This is a genomic window from Lentzea sp. NPDC036955 (genome assembly GCF_055608005.1).
This window is the reverse complement of the sequence record NZ_JBVJRC010000009.1, coordinates 461,514-479,711: the sequence shown is the minus strand read 5'-3', so window position 1 is coordinate 479,711 and position 18,198 is coordinate 461,514. Positions and strand designations below refer to the sequence as shown.

At 71.9% G+C, this 18,198-nt stretch carries 16 protein-coding genes and 1 rRNA gene; 13 read left to right on the top strand and 4 right to left on the bottom strand.

From position 1 onward, the window contains the following. The 3 genes from rrf to ACZ7CF_RS31520 all read left to right on the top strand — a co-directional run. Positions 1 to 91 (top strand): 5S ribosomal RNA (gene rrf, locus ACZ7CF_RS31530); the annotation flags it as partial. A gap of 602 nt (positions 92 to 693) precedes the next feature. After that, the gene (locus ACZ7CF_RS31525) at positions 694 to 2,235 is read left to right on the top strand and encodes a deoxyguanosinetriphosphate triphosphohydrolase family protein (protein WP_360396077.1); all 1,542 of its coding nucleotides are present in this window, start codon (positions 694 to 696) and stop codon (positions 2,233 to 2,235) included. 149 nt (positions 2,236 to 2,384) lie between these two features. Continuing rightward, the gene (locus ACZ7CF_RS31520) at positions 2,385 to 5,177 is read left to right on the top strand and encodes a S8 family serine peptidase (RefSeq protein ID WP_470371284.1); all 2,793 of its coding nucleotides are present in this window, start codon (positions 2,385 to 2,387) and stop codon (positions 5,175 to 5,177) included. Between the two features lie 132 nt (positions 5,178 to 5,309). Here the strand turns inward: ACZ7CF_RS31520 and ACZ7CF_RS31515 are convergent, their stop codons facing one another. After that, entirely contained in the window at positions 5,310 to 6,212 is a 903-nt protein-coding gene (locus ACZ7CF_RS31515; RefSeq protein WP_232837002.1) for a hypothetical protein, read from the bottom strand. A 415-nt stretch (positions 6,213 to 6,627) separates the two neighbouring features. Here ACZ7CF_RS31515 and ACZ7CF_RS31510 point away from each other — a divergent pair, with 415 nt between their 5' ends. The 5 genes from ACZ7CF_RS31510 to ACZ7CF_RS31490 all read left to right on the top strand — a co-directional run bounded on the left by ACZ7CF_RS31510 (position 6,628) and on the right by ACZ7CF_RS31490 (position 9,240). After that, on the top strand, positions 6,628 to 7,305 hold the full coding sequence (locus ACZ7CF_RS31510; RefSeq protein WP_470371283.1) for an acVLRF1 family peptidyl-tRNA hydrolase: 678 nt from the start codon (positions 6,628 to 6,630) through the stop codon (positions 7,303 to 7,305). A 29-nt stretch (positions 7,306 to 7,334) separates the two neighbouring features. Further along, positions 7,335 to 7,739: a hypothetical protein gene (locus tag ACZ7CF_RS31505; protein WP_470371282.1), complete on the top strand. Its 405-nt coding sequence runs from the start codon at positions 7,335 to 7,337 to the stop codon at positions 7,737 to 7,739. Positions 7,740 to 7,800: 61 nt separating this feature from the next. Further along, entirely contained in the window at positions 7,801 to 8,253 is a 453-nt protein-coding gene (locus ACZ7CF_RS31500; protein WP_360396084.1) for a SigE family RNA polymerase sigma factor, read from the top strand. Beyond that, a complete protein-coding gene (locus ACZ7CF_RS31495) occupies positions 8,253 to 8,750 on the top strand; it encodes a hypothetical protein (RefSeq protein ID WP_470371281.1) in 498 nt (165 codons plus the stop codon). The genes ACZ7CF_RS31500 and ACZ7CF_RS31495 overlap by 1 nt, the downstream gene beginning before the upstream one ends. A gap of 16 nt (positions 8,751 to 8,766) precedes the next feature. After that, positions 8,767 to 9,240, top strand: a complete 474-nt coding sequence (locus ACZ7CF_RS31490; protein ID WP_470371280.1) for a GNAT family N-acetyltransferase — start codon at positions 8,767 to 8,769, stop codon at positions 9,238 to 9,240. Here ACZ7CF_RS31490 and ACZ7CF_RS31485 read toward each other — a convergent pair. Both ACZ7CF_RS31485 and ACZ7CF_RS31480 read right to left on the bottom strand, forming a co-directional pair. Further along, positions 9,224 to 9,841: an NAD(P)-dependent oxidoreductase gene (locus ACZ7CF_RS31485; protein ID WP_458431238.1), complete on the bottom strand. Its 618-nt coding sequence runs from the start codon at positions 9,839 to 9,841 to the stop codon at positions 9,224 to 9,226. The genes ACZ7CF_RS31490 and ACZ7CF_RS31485 overlap by 17 nt on opposite strands. Then, positions 9,838 to 10,719: an EamA family transporter gene (locus ACZ7CF_RS31480; RefSeq protein WP_470371279.1), complete on the bottom strand. Its 882-nt coding sequence runs from the start codon at positions 10,717 to 10,719 to the stop codon at positions 9,838 to 9,840. Before ACZ7CF_RS31480 ends, ACZ7CF_RS31485 begins: the two co-directional genes overlap by 4 nt. Positions 10,720 to 10,798: 79 nt before the next feature. Here ACZ7CF_RS31480 and ACZ7CF_RS31475 point away from each other — a divergent pair, with 79 nt between their 5' ends. Then, complete coding sequence (locus tag ACZ7CF_RS31475; protein WP_470371278.1) at positions 10,799 to 11,689, top strand: LysR family transcriptional regulator; 891 nt, start codon at positions 10,799 to 10,801, stop codon at positions 11,687 to 11,689. Positions 11,690 to 11,767: 78 nt separating this feature from the next. Here ACZ7CF_RS31475 and ACZ7CF_RS31470 read toward each other — a convergent pair whose 3' ends face one another. Next, positions 11,768 to 12,520 (bottom strand): SDR family oxidoreductase, encoded by a 753-nt coding sequence (locus tag ACZ7CF_RS31470; protein WP_470371277.1) that lies wholly within the window; start codon positions 12,518 to 12,520, stop codon positions 11,768 to 11,770. 139 nt (positions 12,521 to 12,659) lie between these two features. On the opposite strand from ACZ7CF_RS31470, the gene ACZ7CF_RS31465 reads away from it, so the two are divergent. The 4 genes from ACZ7CF_RS31465 (at position 12,660) to ACZ7CF_RS31450 (ending at position 17,520) form a co-directional block, all read left to right on the top strand. Beyond that, positions 12,660 to 14,288 carry an ABC-F family ATP-binding cassette domain-containing protein gene (locus ACZ7CF_RS31465; protein WP_360396095.1) on the top strand — a complete coding sequence of 543 codons (1,629 nt, stop codon included), beginning with the start codon at positions 12,660 to 12,662 and terminating at the stop codon, positions 14,286 to 14,288. Positions 14,289 to 14,463: 175 nt separating this feature from the next. Continuing rightward, positions 14,464 to 14,673 carry a helix-turn-helix domain-containing protein gene (locus ACZ7CF_RS31460; protein ID WP_030473247.1) on the top strand — a complete coding sequence of 70 codons (210 nt, stop codon included), beginning with the start codon at positions 14,464 to 14,466 and terminating at the stop codon, positions 14,671 to 14,673. Positions 14,674 to 14,731: 58 nt separating this feature from the next. After that, positions 14,732 to 15,547 (top strand): enoyl-CoA hydratase/isomerase family protein, encoded by an 816-nt coding sequence (locus ACZ7CF_RS31455; RefSeq protein ID WP_470371276.1) that lies wholly within the window; start codon positions 14,732 to 14,734, stop codon positions 15,545 to 15,547. An 86-nt stretch (positions 15,548 to 15,633) separates the two neighbouring features. Then, positions 15,634 to 17,520 carry an ABC transporter ATP-binding protein gene (locus tag ACZ7CF_RS31450; RefSeq protein ID WP_470371290.1) on the top strand — a complete coding sequence of 629 codons (1,887 nt, stop codon included), beginning with the start codon at positions 15,634 to 15,636 and terminating at the stop codon, positions 17,518 to 17,520. Positions 17,521 to 18,198 lie beyond the last annotated feature (678 nt).

The following is an 18,198-nucleotide window of genomic DNA, read 5'->3' as shown; positions in this document are numbered from 1 at the left end:
ACCCGGTCCCATTCCGAACCCGGTAGTTAAGCCCTTCTGCGCCGATGGTACTGCACTGGTTACGGTGTGGGAGAGTAGGTCGCCGCCGAACTTACGTACAGAAGCCCCTGAGGGTCGAGCGCCAGCCGCTCCCCTCAGGGGCTTTCTGCATTTGCCGGCTCACCCCCCCTCAGCACTCCCGCAGCCGCGCTCCAGCCGCCCCTGCGCCCAGGGCTCACTCGACCGGGTGAACGTTGTCCGGATCTCGTCCTTCCTCCGTCTTGTAGATGTCCACCCATCCGAGCTGTCCGGAACTCATGGTCATCTTCGCCCGCCAATATGGAACCGCGTGGGGGAGGCCGCATGTCCTCAACGACTTCAACCCGACCACTCCCGAGCTGAGCCCCCAAGCCGCCCCTCCGGAACTCACCCACCGCAGAGCCCACCGAACCCAGTCGCCCTCAAGCCGAGTCATCCCACGAACTCGATCACCCCGAAGCCGAACCCAGCCGGCCCAGGCCTCGGCCGCCCAGACCTCAGCCGCCAGACCTCAGCCACCCGACCCCGGCCATCCCAACCCCCAGTCACCGCAACCCCAGCCTCCGCAACGCCAATCGCCGCCCAATCCCAGCCACTGCAACCGGAATCACTGCCCAACCCCGGACACCCCAGAGCCGTACCGAACAGCCGACCCGCCACAGGTACCTTCTGCACATGCACAACGAGCAGCGCACCGCCCGCCGGTCCGGGGGCACGAGCAAGACCGCGGACCTCGCGACCAACCCGTTCCGGGTGGATCGCGACCGCGTCGCGAGCTCCCCGTTCTTCGCGCGGCTCGGCGGTGTCACGCAGGTCGTCAGCTCCACCGGCTCCGGTCTGCTCGTGCACAACCGGCTGACCCACAGCCTGAAGGTCGCCCAGGCCGCCCGCGCCATCGCCGAACGCCTCACGAACCGCCCCGAGCTGACCGCGGTGCTGGAGAAGCTCGGCGGTTGCGACCCCGACGTCGTCGAGGCCGCCGCCCTCGCCCACGACCTGGGCCACCCGCCGTTCGGCCACCTCGGCGAGCAGGTGCTCGACCGGTTGGCCCGCCACCGGTTCGCCCTGCCCGACGGGTTCGAGGGCAACGCGCAGTCGTTCCGCATCATCACCACCACCGACGTGCGCGGGCCCAAGGCGCTCGGGCTGGACCTGACCGTCGCCGTCCGTGCCGCGATGCTCAAGTACCCGTGGACCCGTCACCAGGACCTGGGGCTCGCCATCGCGCCCCGCGGTGCGGCCGAGCCGGCTGACATGCCGGGGACCGGCAGTGCGAAGTTCTCCGCCTACGTCACGGAGATGAGCGACCTGCAGCAGGCGCGCGAGCCGTTCGAGGGGCGGATCGAGGCGTGGCAGCAGACGGTCGAGGCGAGTGTCATGGACACCGCGGACGACATCGCCTACGCCATCCACGACCTGGAGGACTTCCACCGGGTCGGGGTGTTGCAGCACGCGACGGTCGCGGCGGAGCTCGGCACGTGGCAGGCGCAGGCGCTGGAGCTCGCCGGGTTGAGCGATGCGGAGCTCGAGGCCGAGATCCGGATGCCGGGGCGGTCGCTGGAGACGTTGCGGCGGCGCATGCACCTCAAGGACTCGTGGGTGATGAACGACGAGGCGTTCGCGATGGCGGTGCGCAAGGTCAGCAAGGAGCTGGTCGACGGGTTGCTCGCGGTACCGTTCGACGGGTCGGTCGAGGCGGAGCAGGCGGTGGCCGGGTTCAGTGCGCGGTGGACGCGCCGGCTCGTCGACGCGGTCGGTGTGATCGAGGAGCCGACGCCGCGATCGGGGCACGTGGTGCTCGCGGTCGCGCAGTGGCACGAGGTGCAGGTGCTCAAGTTCGTCCACCGGCGGTTCGTGTTGTTGCGGCCGGACTTGGCGCTGCACCAGCGCGGGCAAGCCCGGTTGCTGACCTCGCTCGTGGACGCCCTCGACCAGTGGGTCACGGACCGCACCGAGGCGGACCGGTTGCCGCGCAGGCTGCACGACCTCGTCGAGTTGGCCGAAACGGAGTACGCGGCGCTCGCCCGGACGGAGCCGTCCACATTGGTCGGTCCCGCGGGTGAGCTGTCGGTCGGACCGGACGTCGTGCGAGGCCTGGCAAGGGGAAGGGCCGTCGTGGACTTCGTCGCGTCCCTCACCGACAACCAGGCGGCCGCGTTGCTGGAAGCTCTGTCGGGACGAACCGGTCAGTTGTGGACTGACGCGTTTGTTCTGTGAACTGTGATTGCGCCTGCTCAGTGGGAAGTAGCCCAAAAGGATGCTGACTGTGATCAGTCGTGCACCATACGTTGGCGCCTCGACCGGGATCATCCGGTCGTAGGCCGCGTGTTCTCGGGGGACACGCCAACGTTCGGGGGGAAAGCCCTGTGCGCCCATCTCGAAGAGGCACGACACTGGTCACGGCGGGCACCGCGGTGCTGCTGGCCGCGCTGACCGCGGTCGCGCCGGCGAGCGCGGATCCGGTCAAGGCGTCGAAGTCCATCAACGACCGCACGGCGGCACAGATCGCCGCGTTGCAGAGCATCAAGAAGTCGCTCACCCCAGCTGAGTCCAAAGTAGACAGCGCTCTGGTCGTCGAGGCCCGCAAGCGCGTCCAGGTCGGCGTCACCAGCGCCCTCCCGCAGGTCCAGACCGGTGTCGCGGTGTCGTCGAGCTCGACGACCGTCGTCGACGTCCGTGCGAAGCAGTACTCCGAGGGCCTGGTCGACGCCGTCCGTGCCGCGGGCGGGCAGATCCGGGCGGTGTCCCCTGAGAACCGCACGGTTCGCGCCGAGCTGCCGCTGACCAAGCTCGCCGACATCGCCGGCCGCGCCGACGTCGCCCGCGTCGAGCGGGGCAGTGACGCGATGACGCAGAGCGTCGAGAACAAGCGGGACCGCAAGAGCAAGAAGGCTGCTCCGTCCAAAGAGGACAAGGCGCGGCAGATCGAGCGCCGGCTCGCCGAACAGCGGACCGCGGTGCTGGCGGCCAAGACCGCCGAGAGCGACAAGGCCCACAGCGCCGACGCCGCGCGTGGCTCGTTCCACGTCACCGGCGTCGGCGTGAAGCTGTGCGCCCTGTCCGACGGCATCTCGTCGCTGGCCGTGTCGCAGGCCGCGGGTGAGCTGCCCGCCGTCGACGTCGTCCCGGGCCAGGAGGGCTCCGGCGACGAGGGCACGGCGATGCTCGAGATCCTCCACGACCTCGCGCCCAACGCGGAGCTCGGCTTCGCGACGGCGTTCAACGGCGACGCGAGCTTCGCCGACAACATCAGGAAGCTGCGCTTCCAGCTCGGCTGCGACGTCATCGTCGACGACGTCATCTACTTCAACGAGTCGCCGTTCCAGGACGGCATCATCGCCCGCGCGGTCGACGCGGTCGCCGCCGACGGTGCCGTGTTCTTCTCCAGCGCCGGCAACCAGGGCAACGTCGCCGACGGCACGGCCGGCTACTGGGAGGGCAAGTTCGTCGACTCCGGTGTCGGCGTCGGCAAGTTCGCGGGCACCGCCCACGACTTCAACCCCGACCCGAACGCCAAGCAGCTGTTCAACCCGCTGTCGAACTACTCCGGTGACGCCCCGGTCACGCTGCACTGGGCCGACCCGCTGGGCCAGTCGTTCAACGACTACGACCTGTACCTGGTCAACGCCCAGGGCAACGTCGTCACCTTCAGCCAGAACAACCAGGACGGCGCCCAGGACCCGTACGAGCGCCTCAACACCCCGACGAGCTCGACCGGCACGCGGCTCGCGGTCGTCAAGTTCCGCGGTGAGGACGTGCACTTCGGGCTCACGCTGTTCGGCGGCCGCTTCGCCGACTCGAACGACGGGCTGAAGAAGTTCGTCACGCCCGGCGTGACCCGCGGTCACTCCGCCGCCAAGGGCGCGATCTCGGTCGCGGCCGCCCCGGCCGCCGGGGCACTGCCGTTCGACCTCGAACCCGGTGACCCGGCCAACCCGAAGGGCCCGTACCCCGGTGCCTTCGACAGCGCGCAGAAGCCGGAGCGCTTCACCTCCGACGGCCCGCGCAAGACGTTCTTCGCCGCCGACGGCACGCCCCTCGCCGAGACCCGCCAGAAGCCGGACATCACCGCGGCCGACGGCGTCGCCACCTCGGTCAGCGGCTTCAACCCGTTCTTCGGCACCTCGGCCGCCGCGCCGAACGCCGCCGCCATCGCCGGCCTGATCCTGTCCGGCAACCCGACGCTCACGCCCGCCGAGGTCAAGGAAGCCCTCGTCACCACGGCGATCGACATCGTCGAGTCCGGAGTGGACAACCGCACCGGCGCCGGCATCGTCATGGCCGACCGGGCGCTCGCCTACACCGGTGCGTCCCCGCAGGCACTGGCCCGCGCGCAGAAGCCGACCGTCGTGAACGACAACGACGGAAGCGCTTTCCTCAAGCCCGGCACGACCTCCACGGTCACCGTGCCGGTCACCAACGGCGGCGACGGCCCGGCCGCGTCGACGTCCCTGGTGCTGACCTCGCCGACCGCCGGCGTGACCATCGCGCCGCGGTCCAAGTTCTACGGCACCATCGAGGTCGGCCAGACGGCCTCGAACACCTTCAAGGTGACCGTGCCGGCGTCCGCGGGCCTCGGTTCCGCGGTCCGGCTCGACGCCAGGGTGACCTACGCGGGTTCGACGTCGCCGACCACGGCGTCGTTCACCCTCCGCGTCGGTGAGCCGTCACGCGACTTCAAGACGTTCGCCTACACCGGCGCACCGGTCGCGATCCCGGACAACGACCCGACGGGCGCGTCCATCTCCCTGCCCGTCACGGGTGTGGGTGCGGCGTCGAACCTGAAGCTCTCCGTCGACGGTGCGACGTGTTCGACCGCGGACGGTGCCACGACCGTCGGCATCGACCACACGTTCGTCGGTGACCTGGTCGGCACGCTGACGGCGCCCTCGGGCAAGTCGGTCACGCTGTTCTCGCGCACCGGCAGCCTCGGCAACAACATCTGCCAGGCCGTGTTCGACGACTCGGCCGCGCGGGCGTTCTCGACGCTGACCTCGGCCGACCAGCCGTTCACCGGCACCTGGCGGCCGGCCGGACAGCTGTCGTCGCTGCTCGGCGAGGCGGCGGACGGCACCTGGACGTTCAAGGTCGCCGACGTGGTCAGCTCCGACCGCGGCTCGATCCGGGCGGTGACGCTGCACGTCGCCGGCTGGGTGTGACCTGAACGGCTGACAGGGGCCCTGGCACCGAGCTCACGGGTGCCAGGGCCCCGTCACGTCCTCACCGGCCGCTCAACGCAGGAGGGCCGCCTCCCCACCGGGGAAGCGGCCCTCCTGGGCGAAGCGGAAGGACTAGCGGTTCGGCCACTCCCAGCGGATGCCGAACACACCGGGACCGAACCCGAGCGCCACCGCGTGCACCCCGCCGCCGGAGTCCAGCGTCAGGTTGCGGCGGCGGGACGGGGTCTCGTCACCGGCGGGCACGCTGTACTGCTGGACCCGCGAGGGGAGGTTCGCCTCGTCGAAGCGCACCTCGATGACGTACTCGCGGACCGGCAGCCGGAACTTGCGGGCGAACGTGTTGTTGCCCTTCGGGGCGTGGCCCTCGGGGAACACCAGCTGGTACTCCATGATGAGGGTCTCGCCGCGGGTCAGCGGCCGCTCGAACATCATCTCCGCGACCATGATGTTGGCCTCGTGGTCACGGGCGATGCGGCCCAGGTGGCAGTTGCGCACGTTCACGATCTCGGGGAGCACGTCGGACTCCTCGGTCTCGAAGACGAGCGCCCAGCGGTCGGGGCCGTCCTGTTCCGCGCGCAGGATCTGCCGCACCCACACGGACTTCTGCCCGCCGTCGGCAGAGATCTCGATGCGGTCGTGCTGGCTGATCCGGCCGAGCTTCAGGTCGGACGAGGTGTCGACCTTCGAGAGCAGGTTCGCCACGCGTTCGCGGCGAGCCCACAGTGCGTCGATGGGCATCATGGTCGTCGGGCGGCACCGGCGTCCCCGTGGTCGAGGTGGGCCGAGCAGCGCCGAGAGACCGGACTGAGGTACGCCGAGGACCGACTCGAGGTGACGAAGCGCCTCCAGCGACTCCGGGCGCTCTGGCCTGCGCCGCCCGGACTGCCAGTAGCTGAGCGTCGCGACGCTGATCGTCACGCCGCGCAGTGCCAACCGGTGCTGGATGCGGTCGAGGCTGAGTCGACTGGCCTTGATCGCGGCTCGAAGAGCCTCCGGAAACGGTCCGGTGGTCAAGAGCTGCGTAAGGCTGCCGTGGCCCGTTGAGTCGGTGTCGTCAACAGTCAGTGTTGGTCGACCGGCAGCAGTGGTCATGGTGACTCCCCGCTGTCATAAGATCACGCCCCAGTGACCCTACCCGCCCGTGAACTGCGCTGGTCGGCGCCGGATGGAGTCAATGGTTAATCCATACGGTTCACGAGTTCACGCTTTCGAGGCTCATCTGTCAAGCGTCATGAACCGATCAGTAACATCCGCGTGCTGCTCACGCGCCGTGTCGAGGTGGTTCTAGTGTGTGCACGATGACCCCCCTCCGACGGGACCACGCGCCCGGAGGTTCCCCGCCCGTTCCGGTGGTCCGGACGCGGCCCGCGCGCACCGCCGGATGGGAAACGACCGGGAAACTCCGCATGTCGCGCAGGGTGGCGGGGCGGTGAGCCGGGTCCGGCCCGTTCCCGGAGGGCGCGCGGTGGAGGTCGAACCCGAGCGCGTGCACGGGTGGGTCACGCGGTTCGCGGAGCGTCACGGGCCCGTTGACGTGCGGGTTGATGGCAACGTCGTCATCACCGCGGCAGACGGAGCAACAGCGACCTTCGTCACGCGCGGCGGAACCACCCTCGACGAGGTGGTGGAGAAGCTCGCCGAACCGCGGCGGGTCGGACTCGTGCTCGTCCGGCTCGGCGGTCACAGCGTCGGTGTCGCGTTCGGTGACCGGGTCGAGGTGTCCGCGACCGACCGCAAGCAGGTCCACGGCCGCATCCGGGCAGGCGGCTGGTCGCAACAGCGGTTCGCCCGCCGCCGGGAGGGGCAGGCGCGCGTCGCGCTGCGGGCCGCCGCCGACGACGTGGCCCGCGTCCTGGTGCCCCGGCTCGCGGAGCTGGACGGCGTGGTGCTGGGCGGTGACCGGCAGGCGCTCGACGTCCTGCGCGACGACCGCAGGCTCGCCGGCGTCTTCACCAGGGCGGAGGACCGGGTGCTCGACGTGCCCGAACCGCGGCGCGCGGTGCTGGACGAGGCCGCCCGCCGCGCCCGGTGCGTCGAGATCGTGATCCAGGACACGCGGGCAACCCGGCCGGGCGCCGACCGCATGGATGGGGGTGAGGGTGCCTAGAGGGCGCCACCGACCTGCTGGAGTCGCAAGTGCGCAAACGAATGGTGATCGTGGCGGGTGCCGTCGCGCTCGGAGCGGTGGGCATCGCGGTGCCCGCGCTCGCCCTGAACGGTGGCGGCACACCGGACCACGCGCCGACGTCCTCGGCGCCGCGGCCGACCTCCTCCACGGCGCAGGCCCCGCCGACCACGCCGGCGCCCACCTCGATGTCGAGCACGCCGGAGCAGCCGCCGTCGACGACGGTGCTGCCGACGTCCCCCGGGACGAGCCTGCCGCCGACCACGCCGCCGCCGTCGTCGATCCTGCCGACGCCGCTGCCCACCACCCCGCAGCAGCCGCCGACGACCACCTGGGCCACGAGCCCCGCGCTGCCGCCGACGACCTGGACGCCGCCCGCGACGACGCCGCCGGTCTCGTCGCAGCCCGCCGGGTGAGGAGTCACCGCTGAACTGGGAGGCCGAGTTCACCGACTGCTTCGACCGGTCAGCCGACTCGATGCGGTTCACCGCGTTCCTGCTGTGCGGTAGCTGGCACGAAGCGGAGGACGTCGTGCAGTCGGCGTTCTTGAAGCTCTACCTGGCCGGTCCGAAGCTCGCCGACCGGTCGGGGCTCGAACCGTACCTGCGGCAGATCGTGGTGCGGACGTTCCTCGCAGAACGCCGCAAGGTCCGCTGGCGCAGGGAGAAGCTCACCGACACGCCTCCAGAGGGCCTGTCCTCCGCCGCAGGGGCGGAGGACAGGCTCGTCGTCTGGCAGGCGCTGTCCGCCGTGCCCGCACGGCAGCGCGCCGTGCTCGTGCTGCGCTATTGGCACGATCTGAGCGTCGAGGACACCGCCGCCGCGTTGAAGTGCTCCGCGGGCACGGTGAAGTCGCAGGCCAGCAAGGGGCTGGAGACCCTGCGGCGCAAGCTGGGACCGGAGTTCGACCACCTGAGGCTGGAGGTGTGATGGTTCGCGAGGACGACCTGCGGGAGACCTTCTCCGCCCTGCACGCGGAGGGGACGCCGCCGCCCGCCGTCACGGCCGCCGACCTCATCCGGCGCGGGCGGGCCGTGCGGTCCCGGCGGCGTGCGGTCGCCGTGGCCGGCACCGGGCTCGCGACCGTCGGTGTCGTGGCCGTGGCGCTGGCCGTGCTGCCCGGCGCCGCACCACCGGAACCGCTGACACCGGGACCCTCGTCGTCGACCAGCGCGCCGGCCCCGGCGAGCACCTCACCGTCACCGGAGTCGGCCGAGCGGACACCGCCGCAGACGACGACGCTGCCACCCGGCACCACCCCGCAGTCGGGCACGCAGCAGACCCCGCCACCGCAGACGCCGCCGCCGGCGTCGAGCCCACCCGGCACGCCGGACACGTCGAACGCGGTGTCCCCGCCGGGCACACCGGCCACCACGACCTCCGCCTCGGGGCAGTTCCTGCCGACCACGCCCACGTCGTGCTGCTGAGCGGCACAATCCGGGCATGACCACCCGGATCCGCCTCGTCGAGGTCAACGACGCCAACCGCGCCGCCGTGGCGGCCGTGCGCGTGCACCCGTCCCAGGAACGCTTCGTCGCCCCGGTCGAGAAGTCGTTCCAGGACGCGGAGGACCACCCGGAGGGCAACCCCTGGTACCGCGCCGCCTACACCGGTGACGTGCCGGTCGGGTTCGTCATGCTCAGCTGGGACGTGACGCCAGGACCGGGCCTGCTGGGGCCGTACTTCCTGTGGCGCCTGCTCATCGGCGCCGAGCACCAGGGCCGCGGCTACGGCACGGCGGTCCTCGACGAGGTCGTGGCACTGCTGCGCGCGCACGGCGTTCCCGAGCTGCTCACCAGCTACGTGCCGGGTGAGGGCACGCCGGGGCCGTTCTACCTCGGCTACGGCTTCGTGCCGACCGGCGAGGTGGAGGACGGCGAGGTCGTGCTGCGGCTGGACCTCAGCTCGCGACCGTGAAGTGCCGGTCGCCGCGGGGCCGTTCGAGCTCGTCGACCACCGCGATGGCCAGGTCCGCCGCCGAGATCGCGGACGGACCGGTGAGCATCTCGTCGCCGCCGCGCCGGTAGGTGCCGGTGCGCTCACCGGGTTCGAGCAACGCCGGTGGGCTCAGGTAGACCCAGTCCGCCGCGTGCGCCCGGCACACCTCCAGCTGCCGCACGCTCGCCGCCGCGATGGGGCGGACGTGCGCCGGCACGAACCGGTCGTCGTCGAGCACGAGCCCCGTGCCACCCGGTGACCGCAGCGGCGCGGCACCACCCACGACCAGCACCCTCGTCCCGGCGGCCAGCGCGGCGTCCAGCAGTGCCGCGGTGGCCGGCCCGGCGCTCTGCTCCTGCCCCGGCCGCGGCCGGGTGGCGGCGACGACACCGTCCACTCCGGACAGCACGTCGGCCATGAGCGCGCGGTCGGTCGCGTCACCGCGCACCACCCGCACCCCGTCCGGCACCTCGGGCACCGTGCTGCGGACCACCGCCGTCACGTCGTGCCCGCGCCGTGCCGCCTCGGCCACCACCTCGGCGCCGACCATGCCCGCGGCGCCGACCACTGCGATCTTCACCGGAGAACGCCCCTGGCGAGCACGGGCGCGGGACGCTGGCTCGCGACGATCGCGGCCAGTGCGAGGGCGAAACCGGTGAGCTGCACCGGGCCGAGCGTCTGGCCGAGCACCACCACGCCCAGCAGCGCCGCGACCATCGGGGACAGCAGGCCGAGCACCGAGACCGAGGTGACCGGCAGCGTGGTGATCGCGCGGAACCACAGCACGTAGGCGAGCAGCCCGCCGACACCGCCGAGCCACAGGTACCCGATCACCGCCGCCGGCCCGACCGCCGGTGGCGGTCCCTCGACCAGGAACGTCACCGGCACCAGGAACAGCCCGCCCGCGGACAGCTGCCACCCGGCGAACGCCGTCGGCCCCACACCGGCGGGCCGCCCCCACTTCTTCGTCAAGGTCATGCCGAGCGCCATCGTCGCCGCCCCGCCGAGGCCCGCCAGCACGCCGACGAGGTCGAACCCGGCCGCGGGCCCCAGCACCACGAGACCGACGCCGACCACGCCGACGACACCCCACGCGCACCGCCACGCCGACGGGCTCTCCTTGAGCACCCCGACCGCCAGCAGCGCCACCACCAGCGGCTGGGCCGCCCCCAGCGTGGCCGCGACGCCACCGGGCAGGCGTTCGGCGGCGATGAACAGGAACGGGAAGAACAGGCCGATGTTGAGCACGCCGAGCGCGCCGGCCCGCCACCACCAGGACCCGCGCGGCAGCGTCCTGGTGAACGCCAGCGCGACCAGGCCCGCCGGCAGCGCGCGCAGCAACCCGGCGAACAGCGGGTGCCCCGCGGGCAGCAGTTCAGTGGTGACCACGTAGGTCGAGCCCCAGACCACCGGCGCGAAAGCCGCGAGCGCGGTGCGGGAGAGGTCGTTGTTCTGCACGCCTCCCAGTGTTGGTGACCAGTGTGGATGAGTCCAACGCATGTTTGTCACGTCATCCATCGTGGTTCAAGATGGATGGGTGGAACTCCAGCAGATGCGCTACGTCGTCGCGGTCGCCGAGACCGGCAGCTTCACCCGCGCCGCCCAGCGCTGCCTGGTCGTGCAGTCGGCGCTGAGCCACCAGGTCGCCCGCCTCGAACGCGAGCTCGGCGCGCGCCTGTTCGACCGCACCAGCCGCAGCGTGCGGCTGACCCCGGCGGGCACGGCGTTCCTGCCCGCCGCACGCCAGTGCCTCGACTTCGCGGACCGCGCCGCGGCCGAGGTGGCGGCGGCCGTGGGGGAGGTGCGCGGGCGGGTGCTGATCGGCGTGATCCCGACCGTGGCGGCCGTGGACCTGCCGGCGGCGCTGAAGGTGTTCCGGGAGCGCTACCCGCAGGTGCGGGTGGCGTTGCGGATGCAGCCGAGCCACGAGCTCGTCGAGCAGGTCCGCCAAGGCGCCCTGGACCTGGCGTTCCTCGGCCTGCCACCCACCGCGCGCCCCGAGGGGGTGCGCGGGCGTGAACTGGCGCGCGACCGGCATGTCGCCGTGTTCGCGCCATCGCACCCGTTGGCGGAGCGGGACGAGGTGGGGCTGGAGGCGCTGGCCGCGGAGCCGTTCGTGGACTTCCCGACGGGCTCGCCGGGGCGGTCGCAGTCCGACCAGGCGTTCACGGCGGCCGGACTGGTGCGGGAGGTCGCGTTCGAGGTCACGACGGCGGAGCTGATGGCAGGGCTGATCCGCGAGGGGCTGGCGGTCGCGGTGCTGCCGTCGCGGTACGCGCCGCGGTTGGGCGGGGTGGTGACCGTGCCGGTCGTGGACGGGCCGGCACGGGTGGAGCACCTGGTGTGGAGCACGGCCGGGCTGACCCCGGCCGCCGCGGCGTTCCTGGAGGTGCTCGGGGTGCCGAGGGAGGCCGCGGAGCCGTCCTGAGAGCCGTGTGAGCCGCATCAGGTGGTCCGGGCCTCCGGGGAACCTGCCGCCGCGTCTCATGTCGCGCTGGCGGGCCGTTCAGCCCGCCGTGCCCGTCGCCAGCAGCCCGCCGTCGACCCGCACGGTCTCCCCGGTGATCCACGACGCCGCGTCCGAGCACAGGAACGCCACCAGCCCCGCCACGTCCTGCGGCGTCCCGAGCCGCTTCATCGGGTACTGCTGCGACGTCTCCTCCTCGCGGCCGGTGTAGAGCGCCTCGGCGAACTTCGTCTTCACCACGGCCGGTGCGACGGCGTTGACGCGGACCTTCGGGCCCAGCTGCCACGCCAGCTCCTCGGTCAGGCGGATCAGCGCCGCCTTCGAGGCGCCGTACGCGCCGATCACACCGGTCGAGCGGATGCCGCCGACGGAGGCGACGTTGACGACCGCGCCACCGTGCTCGCCCATCCACGCCTTCCACGCGAGCTGCACGAAACCCAGTGCCGCCACCACGTTCACGTCGAAGATCTTGCGCACCGCGGCCAGGTCGGCGTCCATCAGAAAACCGAACTGGGGGTTGATGCCGGTGTTGTTCACCAGCACGTCGAGGCTGCCGAACTCCGCCACCGTGCGCGCCACGACCTCTTCGCGGGACGCGTCGTCGCCCGCGTTGCCCTGGACCGTCAGCACCCCGCCGCCGAGCTCGGCGGCGGCCGCGGCGAGCTGGTCGGCCTTGCGGCCGGTGATCGTGACGGACGCGCCGCGGGAGAGCAGCTCGCGCGCGATGCCGAGGCCGATGCCGCGGGAGGCACCGGTGACCAGCGCGGTCTTGCCGGAGAAGTCGTCGCTCATGGCCGGCAATCTATGCGTCTGGACACAGGTGGAAAATCCGGTGGCCCGCGACCCGTAGAATGGTTCGCGTGATCCTCCTGGAGTAGGCCGCCGCAGTACGTGCCGCCCCTTTGCCGTACCCACCTACCCGGAGTCTTCTTTGATCACCGCAACCGACATGGAGTTGCGCGCGGGCTCACGCATCCTCGTGAGCGGCGCCAACCTGCGCGTCCAGCCCGGCGACCGGATCGGTCTCGTCGGCCGCAACGGCGCCGGCAAGACCACCTCCCTGCGCGTCCTCGCCGGTGAGGGCCAGCCCTACGGCGGCACCATCACCCGCAAGGGCGAGCTCGGCTACCTGCCGCAGGACCCGCGCGAGGGCGACCTGTCCGTCATCGCCAAGGACCGCGTCCTGTCCGCCCGCGGCCTCGACCAGCTGCTCCGCGACCTGGAGAAGGCCCAGTCGAAGATGTCCGAGCTGGTCGACCCCGACGAGCTCGAGAAGGCCGTCACCCGCTACGGCAAGCTCGAAGAGCGGTTCGCCGCGCTCGGCGGGTACGCGGCCGAGTCCGAGGCCGCCCGCATCTGCTCCAACCTCGGCCTGCCCGACCGGGTGCTCGCGCAGCCGCTCAGCACGCTGTCGGGCGGTCAGCGCCGCCGCGTCGAGCTGGCGCGCATCCTGTTCGCCGCCTCCGAGGCGGGCATCGGCGCGAAGTCCAGCACGATCCTGCTGATCGACGAGCCGACCAACCACCTCGACGCCGACTCGATCACCTGGCTGCGCGGCTTCCTCAAGTCCCACGACGGCGGCCTCGTCGTGATCTCCCACGACGTCGAGCTGCTCGACGACGTCGTGAACAAGGTGTGGTTCCTCGACGCGATCCGCGGCGAGGTCGACATCTACAACCTCGGCTGGAAGAAGTACCTCGAAGCCCGCGCCACGGACGAGAAGCGCCGTCGCCGCGAGCGCGCGAACGCCGAGAAGAAGGCCGGCGCGCTGATGACGCAGGCCGCGAAGATGGGCGCGAAGGCCACGAAGGCCGTTGCTGCGCAGAACATGGCGAAGCGCGCGCAGAAGCTCCTCGACGGTCTCGACGACGTGCGCCAGAGCGACAAGGTCGCGAAGATCAGCTTCCCGGCGCCGGCCCCGTGCGGCAAGACCCCTTTGATGGCAGAGGGTCTGAGCAAGTCCTACGGCTCGCTGGAGATCTTCACCGGCGTGGACCTCGCGATCGACCGGGGTTCCCGCGTCGTCGTGCTCGGCTTCAACGGCGCCGGCAAGACGACGCTGCTGCGGTTGCTGGGCGGCAGCGAGAAGATGGACGCGGGCCAGGTCGTGCCCGGCCACGGTCTCAAGATCGGCTACTTCGCGCAGGAGCACGAGACGCTCGACCACGGCGCGTCGGTGTGGGAGAACATCCGGCACATGGCACCGGACGAGCAGGAACAGCGGCTGCGGTCGCTGCTCGGCACGTTCCTGTTCAGCGGCGAGCAGCTCGACCAGCCCGCCGGCACCCTGTCCGGCGGCGAGAAGACCCGGCTGGCGCTCGCCGGCCTGGTGTCCTCGGCGGCGAACGTGCTGCTGCTCGACGAGCCCACCAACAACCTCGACCCGGCCTCGCGCGAGCAGGTGCTCGACGCGCTGCGGCGCTACGAGGGCGCGGTCGTCCTCGTCACGCACGACCCCGGCGCGGTCGAGGCGCTGGAGCCCGAGCGGGTGATCCTGCTGCCCGACGGCACGGAGGACCACTGGTCCGAGGACTACCTGGAGCTCGTGCAGCTCGCGTGATCTCCACGCGTCAAAGGACTACCGTGCGCACCCTGTGATCAACTGAGTGTGATCGAATCGACCGTTCGGCGATCTCTTTGCTTGATCACCTGGCGTTCTGCGTGAACCTGTTCGATCATTGCGACGACAGGGGCCGTCGAACGGCCCGACCTGCTCGTACGGAAGGCGGGACGAGGTGGCTGACCTGAAGAAGGGTGCCCGGATCACCGGCGCCACGCGGGACAAGCTGGCCGCTGACCTGAAGAAGAAGTACGAAAAGGGCGCGAGCATCCGGGCTTTGGCCGAAAGCACCGGGCGTTCCTACGGCTTCGTGCACCGGGTTCTGTCGGAATCCGGCGTCACGCTGCGCGGTCGCGGTGGCGCCACCCGGACGAAGAAGAAGTAGTACCCCACCAGACTGCTACTCTCCGGTAACTAGCTTCTAGTCCGCCGGAGGTACCGACATGCCAGTGCCCGCTGTCGACGCTGGTGTGCTCGAGCGCGGTGGCGTCCGGCTCGCTCTTGCCGGACCGCTCGCCACCGTCACGCTCGACCGTCCCGACGTGCTGAACGCGCAGACGCCCGCCACCTGGCAGGCGTTGCGGCACATCGGTGAACAGCTGGACCCGGACGTCCGCGTCGTGGTCGTCCGGGGTGCCGGCCGCGCCTTCTCGGCGGGGCTGGACCGGCGCATGTTCACCGGTGAGCCGGTCGACGGAGAACCCGGTGGCCTGCCGGGGATGCTCGCGCTGCCGCCCGAGGAGGCGGACGCGCGGATCGCCTCGTACCAGGCCGGGTTCACGTGGCTGAGCGACCCGGCGCGCGTGACGATCGCGGCGGTGCAGGGGCACGCCATCGGCGCGGGCTTCCAGCTGGCGCTGGCGTGCGACTTCCGCGTGCTCACCGAGGACGCGCAGTTCTGCATGGCCGAGACCGGGCTGGGACTGGTGCCCGACCTCGGCGGCACACTGCCCCTGGTGCGCCTCGTGGGGTACTCGCGCGCGGCCGAGATCTGCGTGACCTCCCGGCGGGTCCCCGCCGACGAGTCGCTGCGGATCGGCCTCGCGAACTCCGTCGTGCCCGCGGCCGAGCTGGACGCGACGGTCGAGGCGCTGGTGGCCTCCGTGCTCAAGCCGATGGCGGGCGCGGTCACCGAGACGCTGGCGCTGGTGGCGTCGGCGGCTTTCGGCGTGCCCTTCGCCGACCAGCTGGCCGCGGAACGCGCCGCGCAGCTGCGCCGCATCCGCTCGCTCGCGGCACTGGCGTCCGCTCAGAGCTGAACCGCAGCTCCAGGCGTTCTGTGCAGGAATTGTCAGACCGCTGTGCTGTTCTAGAAGGCGTGGACGGCTACAGCTCCTGGCGATTCATGATGGGGGTGACCTCGGACGCACCGGCCAAGGTGCGCCGCGGCACCTTCCGGCGCGTGCTGGCCTTCGCCCGGCCCCACCGCGCGAAGCTCGTCGTGTTCCTCCTGCTCACGGTGATCTCCTCGGTCCTCGCCGTGTCGACCCCGCTGCTGGCCGGTCGCGTCGTCGACGCGATCGTCGGTGGGTCCGCGCCCTCGGTGGTGGTGTGGCTCGCGGTGGCCATCGCGCTCATCGCGGTGGTCGACGCCGGTCTGGGCGTGGTGGAGCGGTGGCAGTCCACGCGCATCGGTGAGGGCCTGATCTACGACCTGCGCCGGGCCGTGTTCGGCCATGTGCAGAAGATGCCGGTCGCGTTCTTCACCCGCACGCGCACCGGCGCGCTCGTCTCCCGGCTGAACAACGACGTGATCGGCGCCCAGCGCGCGTTCACCTCGACGCTGTCCGGGTTCGTCACCAACATCATCCAGCTGGTCCTGTCGCTGGGCGTGATGTTCACGCTGTCGTGGCAGGTCACCGCGCTGGCCCTGGTGCTGCTGCCGGTGTTCGTGCTGCCCGCCAAGCGGATGGGCCGGCGGATGGCGGACATGCAGCGCGAGGCCTCCACTCTCAACGCCTCGATGGTCACCCAGTCGACCGAGCGCTTCTCCGCTCCCGGCGCGACCCTGGTGAAGCTCTTCGGCCGCCCGGACCGCGAGGAGCAGGAGTTCTCCGACAAGGCCGCGAAGGTCCGCGACATCGGCATCCGCACCGCCATGGCCACCCGCTGGTTCATGACCGGGCTGACGCTCGTGTCCGCGCTCGCGCAGGCCCTGGTCTACGGCCTCGGCGGCTACCTGGCGCTGACCGGCCACCTGGCCGCGGGCACCGTGGTGTCGCTGGCGCTGCTGCTGACCCGCCTGTACGCCCCGCTGACGGCGCTGGCGAACGCCCGCGTCGACGTGATGACGGCGCTGGTGTCGTTCGAGCGGGTCTTCGAGGTGCTCGACCTGGAACCGATGATCCAGGAACGCCCCGGCGCGCGTGCGGTGCCGGACGGGCCGGTGTCGGTCGAGTTCGACGACGTGCGGTTCGGCTACCCGGCCGCCGCGAAGGTGTCGCTCGCCTCGCTGGAGTCGGTCGCCACCCTGGACACCCGCGGCGGCGAGGAGGTGCTGCACGGCGTCAGCTTCAAGGCGGAGGCCGGTCAGCTGGTCGCGGTCGTCGGCTCGTCCGGCGCGGGCAAGTCGACGCTGGCCTCCCTCGTGCCCCGGCTCTACGACATCGACTCCGGGTCCGTGCGCCTGTCCGATGTGGACGTTCGCGACCTGAGCTTCGACTCGCTGCGCGGCACCGTGGGCGTCGTGACGCAGGACGGGCACCTGTTCCACGACACGATCCGCGCGAACCTGGAGTACGCGGCCCCCGGCGCGTCCGACGACGAGCTGTGGGACGCGCTGCGGCGGGCCCGCCTGGTCGAGCTGGTGGAGTCGCTGCCCGACCGGCTCGACACGGTCGTCGGCGAACGCGGCTACCGGTTGTCCGGCGGCGAACGCCAACGCCTGACCATCGCGCGCCTGCTGCTGGCCAAGCCGCGCGTCGTGATCCTCGACGAGGCCACCGCGCACCTGGACTCGGAGTCCGAGGCGGCGGTGCAGGCGGCGCTGACCGAGGCGTTGAAGGGCCGCACCGCGCTCGTGATCGCGCACCGGCTGTCGACCATCCGCAACGCCGACCAGATCCTGGTGCTCGAACACGGCGAGATCGTGGAGCGGGGGACGCACGCCGAGCTGATGCGTGCCGAGGGGCGGTACGCGGACCTGTACAACACGCAGTTCGCCGAGCCCCCGGTCGTCGGGGTGTACCCGACTCCGCAGTTCAGCGCCCACGCGGAGGCCACGTCCCCCTGACGGCACCCGCGCCACGGCGCTCGCGTCGTGGGTGCCGTTGGTCGGCCGCCTTGACGGGGCTCCGCTGGCGCGGCGGCGCTCGTGTCGTCGCGCGACGAGCTGGCGTGAGCGCCGCGCGTGATGCCGCCGGGCGGCGCGTCGTCGCTCGCGCGCACCACGGGGGCGCACGCCCGACGCAACGCCTCGGTCACCGCGGCGTTGCGCGCGCCGTCGCACGACGACCGGGCGGCCGCGGTCGTGCCCGAGGCGTCCCGCTGGGCGAGGCGTTGCGCGCCCGTTCCGCCGCCCGCCGCGCCGCACCTCGCCACGCGCCGGGCTTCGCCTCGGCATGCGCCGTGCGCCGCGCCTCGCACCGCACCGCACCGCGCCTCGCACCGCGCCTCGCATCGCACCGCGCCGTACCTCGGCTCACGCCGCGCACCTCGCCGCGCCACCTCACGCGCCGCGCCTCACTACGCGGCACGCGGGCACCAAGGAAACCGCCGCGGGCCTCGCCGCGCACCTCGCACCGCACGCCACGCCTTGCCCCGCACCGCGCCTCACGCCCCCCACCGCGCACCTCGCCGCGCCACCCCACGCGCCGCGCCTCACTGCGCGCCGCGCGCGGCACGCGGGCACCAAGGTGACCGCCGCCGCGCCCCTCAGCCTTCCGCCGGACCCACGAGCGTTCCGCCGAAA

Coding starts and splice junctions, on each gene's coding strand:
- ACZ7CF_RS31525 (WP_360396077.1), top strand. CDS start 694: ATGCACAACGAGCAGCGCACCGCCCGCCGGTCCGGGGGCACGAGCAAG.
- ACZ7CF_RS31500 (WP_360396084.1), top strand. CDS start 7,801: ATGCGGTTCACCGCGTTCCTGCTGTGCGGTAGCTGGCACGAAGCGGAG.
- ACZ7CF_RS31495 (WP_470371281.1), top strand. CDS start 8,253: ATGGTTCGCGAGGACGACCTGCGGGAGACCTTCTCCGCCCTGCACGCG.
- ACZ7CF_RS31490 (WP_470371280.1), top strand. CDS start 8,767: ATGACCACCCGGATCCGCCTCGTCGAGGTCAACGACGCCAACCGCGCC.
- ACZ7CF_RS31470 (WP_470371277.1), bottom strand. CDS start 12,520: ATGAGCGACGACTTCTCCGGCAAGACCGCGCTGGTCACCGGTGCCTCC.
- ACZ7CF_RS31455 (WP_470371276.1), top strand. CDS start 14,732: ATGCCAGTGCCCGCTGTCGACGCTGGTGTGCTCGAGCGCGGTGGCGTC.
- ACZ7CF_RS31450 (WP_470371290.1), top strand. CDS start 15,634: ATGATGGGGGTGACCTCGGACGCACCGGCCAAGGTGCGCCGCGGCACC.